The sequence below is a fragment of the Plantactinospora sp. B24E8 genome, assembly GCF_039871735.1.
In the GTDB taxonomy this organism is placed as follows: Bacteria; Actinomycetota; Actinomycetes; order Mycobacteriales; family Micromonosporaceae; genus Plantactinospora.
Genome location: NZ_JBDPMH010000002.1, coordinates 357,653 through 374,634 on the forward strand (window position 1 = coordinate 357,653; position 16,982 = coordinate 374,634).

14 protein-coding genes are annotated in these 16,982 nt (G+C 72.3%); 4 read left to right on the forward strand and 10 right to left on the reverse strand.

Features of this window, described 5'->3' with window-relative positions:
* Positions 1-310: 310 nt before the first annotated feature.
* Entirely contained in the window at positions 311-2,218 is a 1,908-nt protein-coding gene (locus tag ABGB21_RS05415; protein WP_347653649.1) for a polysaccharide biosynthesis protein, read from the reverse strand.
* A 237-nt stretch (positions 2,219-2,455) separates the two neighbouring features.
* Between ABGB21_RS05415 and ABGB21_RS05420 the strand changes: the two genes are divergently transcribed.
* Positions 2,456-3,493, forward strand: a complete 1,038-nt coding sequence (locus ABGB21_RS05420; RefSeq protein ID WP_347676579.1) for a hypothetical protein — start codon at positions 2,456-2,458, stop codon at positions 3,491-3,493.
* Positions 3,494-3,583: 90 nt separating this feature from the next.
* Here ABGB21_RS05420 and ABGB21_RS05425 read toward each other — a convergent pair whose 3' ends face one another.
* The 9 genes from ABGB21_RS05425 to ABGB21_RS05465 form a co-directional block, all read right to left on the reverse strand.
* Complete coding sequence (locus tag ABGB21_RS05425; protein WP_347653651.1) at positions 3,584-4,984, reverse strand: hypothetical protein; 1,401 nt, start codon at positions 4,982-4,984, stop codon at positions 3,584-3,586.
* 77 nt (positions 4,985-5,061) lie between these two features.
* Positions 5,062-6,567 (reverse strand): hypothetical protein, encoded by a 1,506-nt coding sequence (locus tag ABGB21_RS05430; RefSeq protein WP_347676581.1) that lies wholly within the window; start codon positions 6,565-6,567, stop codon positions 5,062-5,064.
* Entirely contained in the window at positions 6,564-7,316 is a 753-nt protein-coding gene (locus ABGB21_RS05435) for a class I SAM-dependent methyltransferase (RefSeq protein WP_347653653.1), read from the reverse strand. Before ABGB21_RS05435 ends, ABGB21_RS05430 begins: the two co-directional genes overlap by 4 nt.
* Complete coding sequence (locus ABGB21_RS05440) at positions 7,297-8,184, reverse strand: glycosyltransferase (RefSeq protein ID WP_347676583.1); 888 nt, start codon at positions 8,182-8,184, stop codon at positions 7,297-7,299. Before ABGB21_RS05440 ends, ABGB21_RS05435 begins: the two co-directional genes overlap by 20 nt.
* Entirely contained in the window at positions 8,181-8,900 is a 720-nt protein-coding gene (locus tag ABGB21_RS05445) for a GNAT family protein (RefSeq protein WP_347653655.1), read from the reverse strand. The genes ABGB21_RS05440 and ABGB21_RS05445 overlap by 4 nt, the downstream gene beginning before the upstream one ends.
* Positions 8,894-10,252, reverse strand: a complete 1,359-nt coding sequence (locus tag ABGB21_RS05450; protein ID WP_347676585.1) for a hypothetical protein — start codon at positions 10,250-10,252, stop codon at positions 8,894-8,896. The genes ABGB21_RS05445 and ABGB21_RS05450 overlap by 7 nt, the downstream gene beginning before the upstream one ends.
* On the reverse strand, positions 10,249-10,875 hold the full coding sequence (locus ABGB21_RS05455) for a sugar transferase (protein ID WP_347653657.1): 627 nt from the start codon (positions 10,873-10,875) through the stop codon (positions 10,249-10,251). Before ABGB21_RS05455 ends, ABGB21_RS05450 begins: the two co-directional genes overlap by 4 nt.
* On the reverse strand, positions 10,872-11,933 hold the full coding sequence (locus ABGB21_RS05460) for a GNAT family N-acetyltransferase (RefSeq protein WP_347676587.1): 1,062 nt from the start codon (positions 11,931-11,933) through the stop codon (positions 10,872-10,874). Before ABGB21_RS05460 ends, ABGB21_RS05455 begins: the two co-directional genes overlap by 4 nt.
* Positions 11,930-13,051: an aminotransferase class I/II-fold pyridoxal phosphate-dependent enzyme gene (locus ABGB21_RS05465; protein WP_347676719.1), complete on the reverse strand. Its 1,122-nt coding sequence runs from the start codon at positions 13,049-13,051 to the stop codon at positions 11,930-11,932. The genes ABGB21_RS05460 and ABGB21_RS05465 overlap by 4 nt, the downstream gene beginning before the upstream one ends.
* Positions 13,052-13,438: 387 nt before the next feature.
* On the opposite strand from ABGB21_RS05465, the gene ABGB21_RS05470 reads away from it, so the two are divergent.
* The 3 genes from ABGB21_RS05470 to ABGB21_RS05480 are packed head-to-tail and all read left to right on the forward strand — an operon-like array spanning position 13,439 to position 16,892.
* On the forward strand, positions 13,439-14,479 hold the full coding sequence (locus ABGB21_RS05470) for a polysaccharide biosynthesis protein (RefSeq protein ID WP_347653659.1): 1,041 nt from the start codon (positions 13,439-13,441) through the stop codon (positions 14,477-14,479).
* Positions 14,476-15,648 (forward strand): NAD-dependent epimerase/dehydratase family protein, encoded by a 1,173-nt coding sequence (locus ABGB21_RS05475; RefSeq protein WP_347676589.1) that lies wholly within the window; start codon positions 14,476-14,478, stop codon positions 15,646-15,648. The genes ABGB21_RS05470 and ABGB21_RS05475 overlap by 4 nt, the downstream gene beginning before the upstream one ends.
* The gene (locus tag ABGB21_RS05480; protein WP_347676591.1) at positions 15,645-16,892 is read left to right on the forward strand and encodes a glycosyltransferase family 4 protein; all 1,248 of its coding nucleotides are present in this window, start codon (positions 15,645-15,647) and stop codon (positions 16,890-16,892) included. The genes ABGB21_RS05475 and ABGB21_RS05480 overlap by 4 nt, the downstream gene beginning before the upstream one ends.
* The last annotated feature ends 90 nt before the right edge of the window (positions 16,893-16,982 follow it).

The following is a 16,982-nucleotide window of genomic DNA, read 5'->3' on the forward strand; positions in this document are numbered from 1 at the left end:
TGGGCCGTCGCAGATTCCGTGACGTACCGGTCGACGTTTGTTCGCGGATCCCGCTCACATTTTGCCGACTGTCGTACGGTGATCGTGGAGCGCGGCTCCGGGGTGATGATTCGGTTGGGTCGAGCGCCACCGTCGGGTTTCATCAATGGCAGATGATGCTTGACGGACAATGCCCGGACGACAATTCCTCCGGGATCCTGCTACGGCATTCCGCGACTCGCCAGCCGGCTGTCCGCTTCCCGACCCGCCAGCCGTTCTTCCGGCCCGGACCAGCCGTTTTCCCCGACCCGCAGCAGAGACGGCCGGCGGGTCAGGTCGGCTGGGATGACGACGGGCGGGCGCTGCGGCTGTTCGGCACCAACGGCGCGGGCAGCGGTCCCTGGTCGGGCTGACCGCAGAGCCAGGCGAGTCGTTCTGTGACCTTCTCCGGCTCGTCGTACGGGTCCAGCGTGGTGACCTCGGACGGGTTCAGCGCCGGCACCGACACGTGGGAGATCAACGGGTGCAGCGGGCGTACGTCGATCTCGCCCGTACCCAGCAGATCCTCGTGCAACTTCTCGCCCGGGCGCAGCCCGGTGTAGACGATCCGGGCCGGTCCGGGCGCCTGGGCCGCGAGTTGTCGGGCCAGGTCGTCGATGCGTACCGGCTCGCCCATGTCGAGCACCAGCGCCTCGCCGTCCCCGCCGATCGCCGCCGCCTGCAGCACCAGGTGCACCGCCTCCTGCACGCTCATCAGGTAGCGGGTGACGTCCGGGTGGGTGACGGTGATCGGCAGGCCGGCGTCGATCTGTGCGCGGAACGCGGTCACCACCGATCCCCGGCTGCTCAGCACGTTGCCGAACCGTACGCTGAGGAAGGTGCCGGGGGAGTTGGCGGCGGTGTGTGCGGTCAGTCGTTCGGTGATCCGTTTCGAATAGCCCAGGACGCTGATCGGGTTGGCCGCCTTGTCGGTAGAGATGTTCACGAACCTGGCGACGTCGCGAGCCGCGTTCAGAACCGACAGTGTTCCCCACACGTTCGTCTTGATCGCCTCTCCCGGATGGCGCTGCAGAAGGGTGAGGTGTTTCAGTGCAGCGGCGTGGAAAATGATGTCCGGTCGGCGGTTGCGAATGGTCCGGGCGATGCCCTCCGCGTCGCGGAGATCGGCCAGGATCAGTTCCGGTCCGTCGAGCAGCGCCCGCCCGCTCAGCGAGAGTTGCAGGCTGTGCAGGGCGGACTCGTCGCGGTCGAGCATCATCAGTTCGCCAGGGTCCGCACGCAGGATCTGCCGGCAGAGTTCGGAGCCGATGGAGCCACCGGCACCGGTGACCAGGACCCGTCGGCCGGTCAGTGCGGAGTCGGCGGTGACCAGGGCGGAGACGACCTGCCGGCGACCGAGCAGGTCGTCGATCTCCGCGTCCCGTACGTCGGCGACGCTGATCCGGTGGTCGACGAGTTCGCGTACCGGGGGCAGCACCTTGAACTCGGCGCCGGCGGCCAGGCTGGCGTCCCGGACGGTGCGGATCAGTTCCGCGTCCGCGTTGGCGACGGAGAAGATGACGGTCGTGGCGCCGGTCCGGGTCACCGCGGCGGCGATGTCGTCCCGACCGCCGAGCATCCGGACCCCGTCGATCCGCAACTGCCGCTTGTCGGGATCGTCGTCGAGCAGCCCGACCGGGAGGTAGCGGCTCTGCGGGTCGCTGACCATGGCGCGGAGCAGGCCCTGGCCGGCCGAGCCGAGTCCGAAGAGCAGCACCGGGGTGGCGGAGTCGGTCCGGGGCCGTAACGCCCGGTCGATCTGGTTCCGGTACGCCGCCCGCGCGGCGAGCATCAGCAGCAGGGCGACGGCCGAGCCGACCAGTGGGGTGCTCGCCGGCACCGGCCGCTCCGCCTGGGCGAGCACGGCCAGGAACACGACCACGGCGCTGATCGCCACCGTCGCGGCGAGCGCCCGTAGCTCCGACAGGCTGCCCACCGGGTGCCGACCCAGGACCCGGCGACCCATCGCGGCGACCGACTCGTGCAGGACGGCGGCGATCAGCGCCACGGCGAGCACCTGGACCAGTTGGCCGACCGTGAGGTCGAACTCGTACCTGGTCCACGCGCCCGCCCCGAATCCGATCGTCCAGGCAGCCGAGTCGCTCGCCAGCAGCGTCACGTTGCCCAGTCCGGGCTCCTTCCACCGAGGGCCGGACTGACTGTCGGAGTTGTCGACGGGTGCGGCTGCGCTGAGCGGCATGGCGGCTCCTGCTCTGGTGTCGGGGCTGCGGTCCTGGCCGCGATGGCGGGGTGCTATCCGGCGGGTAACCCACATCTATCCGCTTCCAGAGGGGTAAGGGGTTGGTTTCACATTTTTGGTGCGGGATAGCCGCGCCCGTGACGTTTGCGGCTATCTCCTCGTTGAAGCGGGTGCCCTGACCGGAAGTGGGCGCCCCGACCGGATGCGAGACAGGCTGTGACACTGACCGGAAACGTCGTGACCGGACCCGGCCCGGTGGTCGTCGACTCCGCCGGTGGTGCCACCGGCGGGGCGGCCCGCTGGCGGGCCGAACTGGACACCTTCCTCGACTCCGCCACGTCGACGCCGTACTCCGACGGGTCATCCGTACGCGTCATCGGTCAGCGACAGCAGCTCACCCCCGGCTGGTTGGTCCGCCGGGAGCGACTGGCCGGGCGGGCGACGCTGGTCGTGGCGCCGAACAACGTCTCGTTCGCGGTCGCCGGTGCGAGCCGGACGGTGCTGCTGCGCAACGCGCTGCACTTCCTGTACCCCGCCGAGGCGCACCTGCTGTCCCGGATGCCACGGGCGTTCCGGGTGCAGATTCCGGTCGTCCGGCGGCTGCTGTCCCGGGCGGATCTGGTCGTCGTCCCGTGTGCCGCGATGGGGGACCGGGTGGTCCGGTACGTGCCGGGGGTGCGGGACCGGATCGTGGTCCGCCCCCATCCGGTGACCCCGGTCGGCCCCCGGATCCCCGGCGCCGATCCGTTCATCCTGGTCCCCGTCGTGCCGGGGCCGTACAAGAACCTGACCCCGCAGCTCGCCGCGCTGCTCGCGGCGCTGGACCGGGCGGGGCGTCGGCTCCGGGTGACGGTGACCGCGCGTCCGGCCGACCTGCCCGCCCCGTTGGCCGGGCATCCGATGCTCGATCCGATCGGCATCGTCGCGCACCACGAACTGGGTCGACTGTGGCGTACGGCGACCGGCGTGTTCTACCCGTCCATCCTGGAGGCGTTCGGTTATCCGCTCGCCGAGGCCCGGGCGTACGGCGTACCGGTGTTGTCGCCGGCGAGCGAGCAGAGCCGTGAGGTGGCCGGCGGTGCGCTGCTGCCGTACCGACCGGAGGAGCCGGACAGTCTGGTCGCCGCGCTCGACGGTTTGGACCAGCCGGTCACGGCCGACCCGGCGGCGTTCGACCGGAACGACTACTTCCGGTGGCTGCTACGGCTTCCCACGGCCGGGATCCCGGCGCCGACCGCCCCGGCCGAGGCCGACTCCGCGCTCACCCGCGACTGAACCCGCCTACCACCCGTGGGTGAGCCCGCCCGTGACTGAGTCCGTCCGCGCCCGTGACTGAAGCACGTGCCTGACCACGCGCCCGCACCCTCACCCGCCCCGCCGGGTCGGGCCGGTGCGCCCCGAACCGCCGCGTCCCCGGCCGGTCGGGGGTTGCAGGGTGGTGGGGGTGAGTAGCAGCAGGCCGATCAGGAGCCAGGCGATGGTGGCCACCCGGTTCGCGGTCAGGACCGGCAGCCCGAGGGACGCGCCGAGCAGGACGATGATCAGACCGCTGGCGAGGCGGGAGGTGGGGCGGTCCAGTGCCGACCGCCGGGTGAGCCAGGCGGCGACCAGACAACCGAGTACCGCGGTGTAGATGAGCACCCCGACGAGGCCGGCGATCGCCAGCGCCTCCACCCAACCATTGTCGTAGGCTGCCGCGACCCCGCCCGCGCCGAGCCCGAACCACGGTGACGCGTCGAGCACGATCTCCCACACGTAGCGCAGGGTCGGTGCCTCCCCGAGCCGGCCCGCGGTGTAGAAACCCACCAGGTCGGATCCGCCCCCGGTCGGCCGCAACAGTCGGGTGAGGTAGTCGATGCCGATCCAGGGCGGCAGCAGGCCGTACTGGCCGGCGACCATGACCAGCACCAGGGCCGACGGGAGCGCCCACAGCCGGGCGCCGACGATGCCGAACGACCGGACCAGTTGCCAGAGTGCGATCGGCAGTCCGATCATCAGGAAGATCTTCGAAACGCTGAGGATACCGCCGATCGTCAGCAGCGTCGTGGTCACCACGAAGGCGAACCTGCTGTCCCGGTAGCGGTAGATCGCCGCGAGCAGGGCGAGCGAGTACAGCGCACCACCCTCGGCCGGTTGGTTGAAGATGCCGGTGAGCCGGCCCATCTGGGCCGCCCGCGCCGCGACGCTCTCCCCGGCCGTGTTGTTCTCCCAGAAGACCTCGAGCAGCGGGGTGATGTTGTACTGCAGGGAGATGCCGCACAGGATCGTGTTGAGGCACATCGCGACGATCAGCACCGTGCACACGGTCCGGAGCAGGCGCCGGAGGTCAGCGCCCGAACTCGCCAACATCAGCGCCAGGGCCAGCGCGGCGAGCGGCAACAGGAGATTGTCCAGCCCGGCCAGGACGCTGCCCGACTCGACGCTGGTGAGGACCCGGGTCGGGGCGGAACCGCCGACGACGGCGATCAGCAACTCGACGACCAGGAGCGCCACCAGCAGGGCACCGACCGCGGTCACCCGTAGGCGGCGGCCGGAGAGCAGACCGGCCAGCAGCAGCGAGTAGACCACGATCTGCTCGGTACGGATCCCGGCCTGCGAGGTGTACGGCCCGAACACCCCCACGGTGGCCAGTGCCGCCACCCCGTATGCGAGGCGGTTCCCGCCGAACCGGCGTCGGGAGCCGACCCGACTCCCGACGGCCGGCAGGGGCGCCGGCAGCGTCGGGAACGGGGCAGGTCCGCTGTGGGCGTGTCGTGCCTCCACCATCGTCGGTTCTCCACCTCTGCTGCGCGGGTCGGTCCGGGTGAGATCACGGCACCGGCCGGGGCGGCCCGGCCCACCGATCACGCCGGTCCGGGTCGCCACGGCGGGCGGTCCGTTCGGTGGCTTGTGGCGGGTGCGTCGTCGCGGGCCGGTGCGGACACGTACGGGCCGGTGCCGGCGGATCCGTCAGGTACGGCCGGAGCAGCCGTGGGCCGTCGGTGCCGGCGGCTGAGCCACCATGCGTACAACCACGCGGCAGCCGAGGAGGTGACGGCGGCGAGTACGTAACCGGTCAACGTGGTGGCGAAGGGGAACAGGGCGAGGAAGACCAGTACCCCGGTCAGGTTGACGGTGGCGTTGGCCCAGGCCAGCCCCGAAGCGGTCAGCCGGCCGATCAGGCCCTGGGTGAGGTAGACCAGGAAACCGCGCAGACAGAGGATCCGGGCCAACGGCACGGCGCCGACGAACGCGCCGCCGTACGCCAGTGGGAGCAGCCAGCCGACGCTGAGCGCCACCCCGGCGGTGATGGTCAGGGCGAGCGCGAGCCCGGCCCGGTCGGGTCCGGCGGCGGCCGGGCGCCGGCCGGTGAGACCGCGCAGCAGGTTTGCCGAGCCGAGCAGACCGACGAGTTGTCCGGCCGACGCCGCCACGGCATAGCTGCCGATCTCGCCGGCGGTGAAGTAGATCGGCATCAGCAGCAGGTCGACGCGGCTGCCGAGCAGGTAGAGAACACTGCCCACGTGGTACGTCAGGGCGAAGCGGAACAGTGGCCACGGTCGGCTCCGATCCGCGGCGGTCCGCCGGGGACGGGGAACGGCGGAGCGGCCGCGCCGGAGGAGTCCACCGACGAGGAGGGTCGGCAGCCACAGGCTCGCGCAGAACGCCACGATGAAACCGGGGACGGCGAGGGCCGGCCGCCAGGTGGCGAGCAGAACGACCACGGCCACGCCGCAGAGGTAGGCGACGGGCTGGGTGAGCCGGAGCACCGCGTACCGCTGCCAGCGTCCGGCGAGCAGCAGGAGAGTGGCCCGGACGTCGAAGGTGACCGTACCGAGTACCGCGACCGGCATTCCGACCAGGAACAACCAGCCGTCGAGCAGCGAGTGTGCGACCGCGATCGACAGCACCGCGGCGACCCCGCCGGCGGAGAGCATGGTGCCGAGCCCGACCAGTACGAGCCGACCGCCGCCCGTGGGTTCGCCGGGGACTCTGTCGGACGGCAGCCCGCCGGGGACTCTGTCGGACGGCAGCCCGCCGGCGGCCCCGTCGGAGAGTGTGGCGCGGCCGGCCCCGGCGCGGCGGGCCAGCAGCGCCTTGTCGATGGAGAGCCCGCCCGTCCAGCCCATCACCTGCGCCCAGGTGGTCAGGATGACGAGGTGGCCCCGGCCGGTCGGGCCGACACAGCGGGCGATGAGGACGCTGGTGACGATCAGCAGGGCGGGGCCGAGCAGGATCGCCAGTTCCAGGGAACGTTCCCGGGTCAGCGACAGTACGGCCCGACGTACCAGGGTCGGGGTCCGGGCCGGCCCACGACGTGCCTCGCGGTTCCGGCCGGTTCGCCGTCCGGAACGGGCGAGATGTGTCAAGCGCTCCGTCCCACCAGGTACATCGACTGGCCGTCGGTCTCGGTGCCGTGCGTGAAGTCCCGGACCGCGAGCCCGGCCTCGTCGAGCAGGGAGTCGAAGAACTCCAGGTCGTAGCGGACACAGTGCAGTTGCCCCGACCAGGAGAGCGGGCCGTACCCGGCCGGGTCGACCGCCTCCCGGTCGACGTCCTTCTCCACGAACGCGGTGAAGAAGGCGAGCCCGTCCGGCCGCAGCGTCCGCCGGAACTCCCCGAGGTACGCCCGCACGTCGGCGGTCCGCATGTGCGAGTAGACCGAGTACGCGTAGATCACGTCGTAGCTGTCGTCGGCCGCCGGCAGCCGGGTGTCACTGGTCCCTGCGGCGTTGTACCGCTCGTTACGGGTGTTGACGAAGGTGAAGTCGTAGCCGGGACGGCGGCCGATGTGCCGACCGGCCCACTCGATGAGATGGCGCTGTACGTCGACACCGTGGTACCGGTCGATCCGACCGAGTCGTTCGGCGATGCCGATGGCCAGCCGTCCGGCGCCGCAACCCCAGTCGAGCAGCGTCGACCGGTTGTCCAGCCCGGCGAGGGTGACGAGCCGGTCGGTGTCCGCGAGCGCGCCGGCGACGAAGTCGCGGTCGTCCTGGAAGTGCTTGCCGCCCATCCGGAACGGCCGGGGCGGCAGCGGGATCCCGCTCGCCGGCCCGCGCCCCTGGTGGGTGCGGACCAGGGCGGCGGTACGGGCGTCACGGAGCAGTTGTTTCATCTCTGGTCCAATCCATGTCTGGTCCCTTGGCGGCGCCGGTCCGGTCGGCCGCCGCGATGATGTCGTGGCAGTAGCGGGCCGCCTCGACCTGCGCCCGCAGCACCCGCCAGCTGCGGAGCAGCCCGGTCGCCTGGTGTTCGACGTGGGTGACCCGGAGGGCAGGTTCGAAGAGCACCGGCAGGCCTAGGCGGTGGCAGTGCTCGGCCACCGTGATCTCCTCACCGAAGAGGAAGGGGCGGTGGCGCAGGCTTCCACCGGCCGTGAAGTACCGCTGGTGCAGGGCGATGAACGAACCGTGCGGGGCGTAGATGAGCCGGGCGTGGCTCGCCCGGTCCGACGTACCGGGCGACCTCCGGGGGCGGACCCGGGTCCGTACCCGGTCGGCGAGCAGGGAGGCCTGCGCGGTGAGCGGGTGGGCCAGCTTGGTGCGCAACCGCCGCATCTGGCGGACCGTGGGCCGGGTGGTCAGGTGGGGATTCTGCTCCCGGCCGGCGGGAACGCCGACCACCGACGGTGCCACCACCGGGGTACGACCGTCCAGCGTCAGCAGCCGGGTGAGGAACGTCGGATCCGCCAGTCGCACGTCCACGTTGGAAACGACCGTCCAGATGGCGGTCTCCGGAGTCTGGTCGAGCAGCCAGCGGGCGCCGCCGAAGTAGCCGAGGTTGCCGGGGGCGGCCCGGACCGACACCCGCGGGTGGTCCCGGGTCACCTCGTGGAGTTTTGTCAGCTCGTGGGTGTCGTCGCTGTTGTCCACCACCGTCATCCGCCAGTTGGTGCAGTCCTGGGCCAGCAGCGAGCGGAGGTAGCCGTCCAGCGCGGTGGCACCGAAGTAGTTCACCGCGACGACGTGCACGGCGGCGGTCATCGGCCGGCCTCCCGTCGACCGTTGGACGCCGGGGTGGGCACGCTCGACAGTCGGGTGGGCCGCAGTGGACGTGGTGTGTCCGGCTGGCTGGGCAGGCCCGCCACCGGGCGGTCCGACGCCGAACGGTCCGCCGGCTGCGCGGTCGGGCGGGGGCCGCAGACCCGTTCGACGTACTCGGCGGCGTCGGGCAGCGCGTCGAACTCCGGGGCGAGGACCGCGACCCGGACCAGGTCGTGCCAGGCGCCGTGCCGGAACACGGCCTCCCGGTCCCGGCCCTCGACCCGCCAACCGCACTTGCGGACGTACGCGCCGAGGCTGGCGGCGTTGAAGTCGAGGATGGTGCTGTGCAGCCGGCGCAGGCCCACCTCGTGGAACGACCACGCCATGACCAGCTTTATCGAGTCGCTGCCCGCTCCCTTCGGCGCCAGTCCGGGCATCAGCTTGACGGCGGTGAGGGCCGACCGGTTGTGCCAGTCGACGTCCCAGAGGCCGGTCAGGCCGACCGGCCGGTCCGTCGACGCCTCGGTCACGGTCAGCCGACGGTTGCGCGGGTCCCGCAGCGCGTGTGGGAACCACTCCCGTTGCGCGTCGGGGGCGACGGGCCAGTCCCACCCCACCACGTGGGTACGGACCGCTGTGGTGTTGGCCAGCTCGGCCAGGAAATCCAGGTCGTCGGCCCGCATCGGTCGTAGGCCGACGAGTCGCCCGGTCAGCATGGCGCACCCTTCGGTGGCAGGTTGTTGCCGTCCGACCGGTGGCGGAGGCGCCCGGAGGTCGGACGGGGGAGCGGCGGCACCGCCACGGTGCCGGCCACCGGGGCGGCCGTCCCGATTGGTGTCGCGGGTGGCGTCGCCAACAGAGCCGTCGTGGTGCGGGCCGGCGGGGCCGTGGTCGTGCGGGCCGGCGGGGCTTCCTGCCGGACGACCTGACGTACCAGCGTGCCGACCCGCGCCATGTCCCGCTCGGTCCACCGGGCGTCGGTGTGCAGCATGAGCATGCGTGCGGAGTAGTCCAGGTGCCGGGTGCCGGACTCGCCGGGACGCAGCGTCCAGAGCACCGCCGGATAAACGGCCCGGGCGATCAGCGCCCGGCGCAGCTCCTCCCGACGCCGGTGCGAGTCGCACTCCAGGACCACCCCGAACGGGTACGCCCGCGCGGTGAGCCCGGGCAGCGTGGCCAGCCGGTCGGCCAGTACCGCGGCGTTGGTGATCCGGCGTACCCGTAGCTCGTCGACCGGCAGCGCGTGGAGCAGCTGGGCGGAAAGGTCCGAGACGGCGCTCACCCCGGCCGACCGCAGCCGTCGTTCCCCGTCGGCGTAGCCGGCCAGGTACGGCTCCTTGGCCAGCCCGGCGCCGCCCAGGTACGCGGTCTTGAGGCACATCGCCGACAGGATCGTGCCGGCGGCCAGCCGTTGCCCGTCCGACGGTGCCGGAGGCGGCGGCAACGGAGCGCCGACGGTGGACCAGAGCATCCCACCGTCGGGTAGCGGCAGGGTCTTGCGCAGCGAGGCGAAGGCGTAGTCCGCGCCGAGGTGTGGCAGCCAGGGTGCCAGCGGGTCGTGGGTCGCGTCGACGACCACCGTCGGACCGGCTGCCGGGGTCGGGGTGGGCGGCCGGACCGGCGGGGTGCCGAAGTACGAGACCAGGACCAGCACCTCGTCGACGCCGACCCGGGGTGGATTTCCGACCCCGGCCGGCCCGGCGTCGTAGCGGTGGACCGGAAGCACCGCCGCGACGTCGTCGGCGACCTCGGGGCAGTAGTACTCCGGCAGGTGGACGGCGGTCCAGCCGTGCTCGCGGCGGCCGAACTCCAGCAGTGCGACGAGCGCCTGCCGACCCGAGCCGTAGAGTCGGAACTCCTCCGCCGGCCCGGCCCAGCCGCCGCCGGTCGGCAGCCCGAGCGGGAACGCCGACCCGACCTCCCAGCGGTCCGCAGCGAGGCCGCCCCGACCGGTGCGGCCACCGGCCTGACCGGAGCCGGAGCGGAGCCGACCGCGTGCCGTTCCGGTCCGGGCCGCGCTGTCCGGAGCACCGACCGGCCCGTCCGTCAGGTTGTCCACAGTGCTCACTCGACCCGCTCCAGGACCGGGGTGAGCAGCTGGACGTCGTCGACCTCGTGCAGGCTCTGGCCCCGGATCTCACCGCGCCGGAACGGTTCGACCAGGGTACGGACCAGGATCCGGGCGTCGAGCCAGAGCGACCAGCTGTCGACGTACCGGACGTCGAGGTCGAGGCGCTGGCCGAGGGTGAGCGAGCGCCGGCCGCTGGTCTGGGCGAGGCCGGTGATACCCGGACGTACCTCGTGCCGCCGGGCGTGGTGGCTGGTGTACCGGGGCAGGTACTCCATCAGCAGCGGCCGGGGGCCGACCAGGCTCATCCGTCCGGTCAGCACGTGCACCAGCTCCGGCAGCTCGTCGAGACTGGTCCGGCGGAGGAACCGGCCGATCCGGGTGGAGCGGACCTCGTCGGTGGTCCAGATCTCCTCACCCGGCAGTGGGTCCCGCATGGTGCGGAACTTGGTCAACGCGAACGGCACACCGTACCGGCCGGGACGGAGCTGCTGGAACAGCACCGGCCGACCGGACGTGACCAGGATGGCCAGTGCGACGACCCCCATCAGTGGGCCGAGGACCAGCAGCAGCAGGCTCGCCAGCACCACGTCCAGCAGCCGTTTGACACGTACGGCGGTCACGGGCGGTCCCCTCCGATCCGGTACGCCGGGAAGAATCCCGACGACTCGAGGTCCTCGACAGCGCGGTGGAGTTCCCGGGCCCGTTCGGCCGTCAGGGCGGCGTAGCGGTCCGGATCCACCACGACGGCACCGACCCAGAAGGGCGTACGGGTGCCGCCGAACGAGCGCTTGAACTGGAAGAGGTTGTCGTCGGGGCGTACCCCGCCCCCGAGGTGCACCAGCAGGCAGCCGGTTTCCGCCGCCCACTCCAGCACCGTCCACAGCAGCAGGTTGTTGGCTCCGTCCCGGGCGCCGCGCGGGTCCGACCCGGCGAGGTGGTAGTGCACCCGTTGCCGGTGCCGGAACAGCAGGGCGCTGGCCACCACCGTGCCGGCCGCGTCGTTGACCTGCACCAGGTGCAGGTCCGGGCCGACCCCGTCGACCAGCCGCCGGTAGTACTCGTCGGGGAAGAGGTAGCCGGGGGCGCCGCCGACCCGGGCCATCGTCTCCGCGTACCGCTGCCGGAAGGGCGACCCGGGCGCGACGTCCGCGGCGGTCGCGGGCCGCAGGGTCACGGTCTGCCCGGTGTTGCGGGCCTTGCGCACGGCGGTCCGGGACCGGCCCTCCATCGCCGCCCAGACCGCCGCCGGACCCCGGTCCACCGGCACGGTGATGGTGTCGGCGAGCCGGGTCAGCCGGACTCCGGGCAGTTCGTGGGTGCGTTGCACCGAGGTCAGGTCGAGTGGGGAGAACCGCAGGAAGAGGGTGACCAGGCCCTGGTCCCGCCAGGCGTCGACCGCGTCGGCCCAGAACCGGGCCAGGTCCGTGCCGTGCCGGCCGGCCCGGACGTGCAGACCGGAGTAGCCGTACGGGCTGACCGCGTCCGAGGCGCCGTCGTCGAGTCGACGGACGACGTACGGGACCAGGATATCGCCGTCGCGGTGCGCGAGTCGCCACTCGCCGCGCTCCGGTACCGCGGCGGCCGCGCCGTACCCGGGGGTGAAGTACACGTCCGGGTACGGCAGGTCGAGCGCGGTGGTTTCCGGGCCGCCGTCCCGGACGGCGAGGCCGACCGTCACCGTCGGCTCTCCAGGAACTGCGCGACCGCGCTCATCACCCGGGTGTTCTGCGCCTCGGTCAGCCCGGAGCCGCTGGGCAGGTTGAGCCCGTCCGCGAAGAGTCGCTGCGCGGCGCCGGTGAGCCGGGACCGGGCGTCGGCGAAGACCGGCTGCAGGTGCATCGGCTTCCACACCGGCCGGGTCTCGATCTCCTGCTCGGCGAGGTGCCGGGCCAGTTCAGCGGCCTGCCAGCCGGCCTGTCCGGGGTCGACGACGATGGTGGTGAGCCAGCAGTTCGCGCCCGGGTCGCCGTCGGCGAGCAGGTGCACGCCGGGGGTGGCGGCGAAGAGTTTCGCGTACCGTTCGCGGAGCCGGCGGCGACGGTCGATCATCCCGTCCAGCCGGCGCAGCTGGGCCCGGCCGAGGGCGGCGAGCAGGTTGCTGAGCCGGTAGTTGTAGCCGACGTCGGTGTGTTCGTAGTGTGCGACCGGCTGCCGGGCCTGGGTGGAGAGGTAGCGGCAGCGGGCGGCCAACGCGGTGTCGTCGGTGACCAGCATGCCGCCACCCGAGGTGGTCATGATCTTGTTGCCGTTGAAGGAGAGGACCCCGACCCGGCCGAACGAGCCCGCCGCCCGGCCCCGGTGGGCCGCGCCGAGCGCCTCGGCGGCGTCCTCGACGACCGGAACGCCGGCCGCCGCGCAGACCGGCAGCAGCCGCTGGTAGTCGACGCAGGCGCCGAACATGTCCACCGGGACAACCGCCCCGACGGCACGCCCCTCCCGGCGCAGTTCGGTCAGGAGTTCCTCGACGAGGTCGACGTCGACATTGCCGGTGGCCGGGTCGCAGTCGACGAAGACCGGCTCCGCGCCGGTGTAGACGACCGCGTTGGCGGTGGCCACGAAGGTCAGGGTGGGGACCAGGACCGTCTGGCCGGGGCCGACACCGAGGGCGAGCAGCGCCAGGTGCAGGGCGGCGGTGCCGGAACTCACCGCGACCGCCTCGGCGGTGCCGACCCGGGCCGCCATCTCGGCCTCGAAAGCGTCGAGTTCCGGGCCGGCCGGCGCGACCCATCCCGAACGCAGGGCCCGGATCAGGTACGACTCCTCGAGCGGCCCGATGTCCGGGGGCGAGAGCAGGATCCGGCTCACCGGACGGGCTCCGCCTCGGGTACGTCCCCGGGGGAGCGGCGGACGGGCGGGCTCGCCGTACGCGGGGCAGCGTCCACGTGAGTGCCTCCAAGGCGTGACCGGTTCCTGACGTGGAGTGTTCTATCAGACCCCGTCGCGCTTTGGTGGATTTTTCAACTCTTCTAGCGGAACAGAGAGTTATGCCGCACATAGCAGGTCAAGGCGTGACCTGACGGGCCTGTTGTCGTTGACGCTGATGTCACACCAGACAGAACGCGGCCGACCTGTGCGAAGACACGGTCGGTCCGCGCCGGGATCGGGCGCGGTCGGTGGTTCCCGCCGTCTGTCCGTCGTCCACCGGTGAACCTGTCGTCCACCAGCCAACGAACAGGAGCGCCCGTGCCCATCCTGCCTGCCGGACGCCGGGTGCTGATCACCGGCGGTACCGGGTCCTTCGGACAGACCATGGTGCGTCGGCTGCTCGCCCGCAACGTCGGCGAGGTACGGGTACTCAGCCGCGACGAGGCCAAACAGGACCTGATGCGGCACCAGCTCGGCGACGACCGGGTCCGCTACCACGTCGGTGACGTCCGGGACTACGACAGCGTGCTGCGGGCCACCCGGGACGTCGACTTCGTCTTCCACGCCGCCGCGCTCAAGCAGGTGCCGTCCTGCGAGTTCTTCCCGCTGGAGGCGGTCCGGACCAACGTGCTGGGCAGCGCCAACGTCATCGAGGCCGCCGAGCGCAACGGGGTCGCCTCGGTCGTGGTGCTCAGCACCGACAAGGCGGTCCAGCCGGTCAACGCGATGGGGCTGACCAAGGCGCTGATGGAGAAGGTCGCCCAGGCGCACGCCCGACACAACCGGTCCGGCCGCACCGTCGTCTCCGGCGTCCGCTACGGCAACGTCCTCTACTCGCGCGGCTCGGTGATCCCGCTCTTCGTCGAACAGATCAAGGCCGGTCGCGCGCCGACCGTGACCAACCCGGGGATGACCCGGTTCCTGATGTCGCTGACCGAGTCGGTCGAACTGGTGGAGCACGCCTTCGCACACGCCCGACCCGGCGACATCTTCATCCGCAAGGCTGCCGCCTGCACCATCGGCGACCTGGCCCTGGCCCTCTGCCAGCTCTTCGACGTGCCCGGCAAACTCGACCTGATCGGCATACGGCACGGGGAGAAGCTCGACGAGACCCTGGCCAGCCGGGAGGAACTCGCCAAGGCGGACGACTTCGGTGACTTCTTCCGGGTTCCGATCGACGCGCGCGACCTGAACTACGCCAGCTACGTCACCGAGGGCGACCCGACGATCCCGCTCGGCGAGGACTTCAACTCCGCCAACGCGCCCCGGCTCGACGTACCGGAGATCATGGAGCTGCTGCGGACGCTGCCGGAGATCCGGGCCGAGCTGGCCGCCCGAGAGCTGGCGCTGACGCCGTGAAGGTCGCGCTCACCGGGGCCGGGGGTTTCCTCGGCTGGCACGTCCGGGTGCTGGTCCGCGCGCTCGGCTGGCCCGAGCCGATCCGGCTGACCCGGGCCGACCTGGCCGACCCGGCGGCCGTCGCCGCCGCGCTCCACGGCAGCGACCGCCTGCTGCACCTGGCCGGCGTCAACCGGGGCGACCCGGCCGACGTGGCGGCCGGCAACGTCGAGGTCGCCGCCGCGCTCGCCCGGGGCCTGCGCCGATGCGCGGCACCACCGCCGACCGTCGGCTTCGCCAACTCGGTCCAGGCCGGCAACGGCACCCCGTACGGCGACTCCAAGGCGGCCGCCGCCGCCACCCTGGCCTCCGCCGTCACCGGGCGCTTCGAGGACGTCCGGCTCCCCAACCTGTACGGCGAGCACGGGCGGCCGTTCTACAACTCGGTGGTCGCCACCTTCTGCCGGCTGCTCGCCGACGGCCAACTGCCGGAGATCCACCAGGATCGCGACCTGGAACTGGTGCACGCCCTCGACGCCGCCGCCCGGCTGCTCGGCGTACCCGAGGGCGGTGCCTGGGATCCGACCATGCCCGCCCTGCGGATCGGGGTACGCGCCCTCGCCGAACGGCTCGGCGCCGCCGCGTCCGCGTACCGGTCCGGTGAACTGCCGCCACTGCTGGGCCGACACGACGTACGACTGTTCAACACCTACCGGTCGCACTGTTTTCCCGGGCACTACCCGGTGCCGTTGACCCGGCACGCCGACCACCGGGGGGAACTGGTCGAGACGGTCCGGTCGTACGGCGGTGGCGGGCAGACCTTCGTCTCCACCAGCCGGCCGGGAGTCACCCGGGGCGAACACTTCCACCTGGCGAAGGTCGAACGGTTCGTGGTGCTGCGGGGTCGGGCCGAGATCGCACTCCGGCGGGTCGGCGACGCCGAGGTGGTCCGGTTCACGGTCAGTGGCGACGAGCCGGTGCTGGTCGACATGCCGACGATGTGGGCGCACCGGATCACCAACATCGGCGACGGCGAACTGCTCACCCTCTTCTGGGCCAACGAACTCTTCGACCCGGCCCGACCGGACACCTACCCGGAGCGGGTCGGCGGCCTCAGCACAGCGGAACCGGAGACGGCGAACCCGCCGGCCGGGTCGCGGCCCACCGCCTCGGCGGTGGTCGGCGGATGAGGATCGGGTTCGTCACCCAGTGGTACCCGCCGGAGCCCGCCTTCGTCTCCGGCGAACTCGCCCGGGAACTCGCCGCCCGGGGACACGAGGTACGGGTGCTGACCACCTTCCCGAACTATCCCGGCGGGCGGATCTATCCCGGCCACCGGCAGCGCTGGAACGACACCAGCGGCGACGGTGGACTGACCGTACGCCGGGTGCCGGTCTATCCGAGCCACGACTCGTCGGCGGTCGGCCGGGTCGCCAACTTCCTCTCCTTCGCGGCCACCAGCTCGCTCGCCTCGGTGCGCCACCTCGCCGACGTCGACGCGGTCTACGTCTACCACCCGCCCGCCACCGCGTTCGCCGCCGCGGCGCTGACCCGACTGCTCCGGCGTACCCCGATCGTGCTGCACGTCCAGGACATGTGGCCGGAGTCGGTGACCGCCTCGGACATGAGCCCGACCGGTCGGGTCGGTCGGGTCGTCGACCGTACCCTCGCCGCCACCATGCGCGGCCTCTACCGGGGCGCCGCCGCGATCGCCGTCATCGCCCCGTCGATGGCAGAACTGGTGGTGGCCCGGGGCGCCGACCCGGACCGGGTCCGGGTGGTGCTCAACTGGACCGACGAACGGCTGTTCCGGCCGGCGCCGGTGCTGGAGACCGCCCGGGCCGCCCTCGGACACCGGGGCCGCTGCACCGTGATGTTCGCCGGCAACATCGGGCCGTTCCAGCGGATCGAGACCGCCGTCCGGGCTGCCGCCGCCGTCGGCGACCGGATCGACCTGGTGCTGGTCGGCTCCGGTACGGAGGAGGAGCACGCCCGCCGGCTCGCCACCCAACTCGGCGCCGACAACGTCCGGTTCCTCGGTCGGCGGGCGCCCGAGCAGATGGCCGAACTCTACGCCGCCGCCGACTACCAGCTGGTCTGCCTGCGGGACCTGCCCGGCCTGCGCGGCACCGTGCCCTCCAAACTCCAGGCCGCGCTCGCCTGCGGCCGACCGGTCATCGTCTCGGCCGGCGGCGACGCGGCCCGGCTGGTGGAGGCGACCCGGGTCGGGCTGACCTGCCCACCGGAGGACCCGGCGGCGCTCGCCGCCCGGTTCGCCGAGGCGGCGGTCCTCTCCCCGGCGACCCGCGCCGAGCTCGGACGGCGGGCCCAGGAGGTCTACCAGGACCGGATGTCGCTGCGGGTCGGCGCCGACCAGATCGAGGACATGCTGACCAAGTCCGCCGTACCGACGCGCAGTGGAGGGAACTGGTGACCGAGTGGAGCGAGGTCAGTGGTGGGCGCGGGGTCGGTCATGACGGCACCGAGCGGAGCGAGGAGGCGGGGTGACCGAGTGGAGCGAGGT

Excerpts from the sequence above, each read along its gene's own strand:
- ABGB21_RS05425 (WP_347653651.1), bottom strand. The coding sequence starts at position 4,984 with ATGGTGGAGGCACGACACGCCCACAGCGGACCTGCCCCGTTCCCGACG.
- ABGB21_RS05445 (WP_347653655.1), bottom strand. The coding sequence starts at position 8,900 with ATGCTGACCGGGCGACTCGTCGGCCTACGACCGATGCGGGCCGACGAC.
- ABGB21_RS05440 (WP_347676583.1), bottom strand. The coding sequence starts at position 8,184 with ATGACCGCCGCCGTGCACGTCGTCGCGGTGAACTACTTCGGTGCCACC.
- ABGB21_RS05415 (WP_347653649.1), bottom strand. The coding sequence starts at position 2,218 with ATGCCGCTCAGCGCAGCCGCACCCGTCGACAACTCCGACAGTCAGTCC.
- ABGB21_RS05435 (WP_347653653.1), bottom strand. The coding sequence starts at position 7,316 with ATGAAACAACTGCTCCGTGACGCCCGTACCGCCGCCCTGGTCCGCACC.
- ABGB21_RS05480 (WP_347676591.1), top strand. The coding sequence starts at position 15,645 with ATGAGGATCGGGTTCGTCACCCAGTGGTACCCGCCGGAGCCCGCCTTC.